Source organism: Nesterenkonia suensis (assembly GCF_054782935.1).
In genome coordinates this window covers 1-904 of record NZ_BAAGRN010000015.1, presented here as the reverse complement: position 1 = coordinate 904, position 904 = coordinate 1, and the positions used below count along the sequence as shown (strand labels likewise).

The following is a 904-nucleotide window of genomic DNA, read 5'->3' as shown; positions in this document are numbered from 1 at the left end:
GTCGACCTTCAACCGATAGGCAATCTGCTCCGGACTCCACGCCGTCGACCATCGCCGGTCAGCCCGGTGGGGCTTGTTGCGCCCCTTCCACTGGGGCGTGGAAGGGCCCTCGACCGTCGTGCTGTCAGGTCGACAGACGTTCCCCGCGAGGCGGTCCTGGACGTACTCGCGCAACCGATCATTGGTGGCGAGCTTGGCGGGCTTCGGCCGCTTTGCGGCCTGCTGCGCCTTCCACTGGGCGACCGTGGCCCGGTACTCGGGCCTCCCGCCACGCGTGGCGGCGTTGCGGCGCAGCTCGCGAGAGATGGTCGACGGGTCGCGCCCCAGCGTGGCGGCGATCTCACGCACACCCTTGTCCTTGGCGCGCAGGATCGCGATCTCCTCGCGCTCCTCGAAACTCAGGTAGCGGCCCGTGGGTTCGTTCAGTGAGATCGGCGGCATGCCGCCAGCGTGGCGAAACCAGCGAGACCCGACCGGCACCGACACGCCGACCGCCAGCGCCACCTCTGCTGTCGTGATGCCCGTGGCGATCAACCGCCAGAACTGCCGCTGCACCACCCGGGACGGGTCAGGCCGCCCGGGCGAGCGCATCGCCGGCCTCAGCGCCCGGTCGGCACGCCACTGCCGCCGAACCCCCTCCGGTGCGTCGCTGGCCTTCTTGCTCCAGTCTGATGTTGCCATCGTCAAACACCTCTCCGTGATCAAGGTGTTGCGACGATCAGTTGAATCCGCCCTGCGATCCGGCATCCGAGTGTGCCACCAGCTGGCCGCGTTCGACCGGGCGGCCTTCGCGTCCTCGCTGCCACAAGCCCATCCGCAGGGGAAGATCCACCAGCTCAGTGGCTTTGGAGGTATCAGCGTGCCAGCCGATGATCCGCTGGGCGTAGACATCGACGATGAAGGC

At 68.4% G+C, this 904-nt stretch carries 1 protein-coding gene and 1 pseudogene; both read right to left on the bottom strand.

Annotation, left to right across the window (positions count from 1 at the left end):
- The coding region (locus tag ACYVKI_RS12880) for a helix-turn-helix domain-containing protein (protein WP_460690769.1) at nucleotides 1–681 on the bottom strand (681 nt) is incomplete at its 3' end.
- A gap of 46 nt (nucleotides 682–727) precedes the next feature.
- Nucleotides 728–904: pseudogene (locus tag ACYVKI_RS12875) on the bottom strand (IS3-like element ISPfr13 family transposase); the annotation flags it as partial.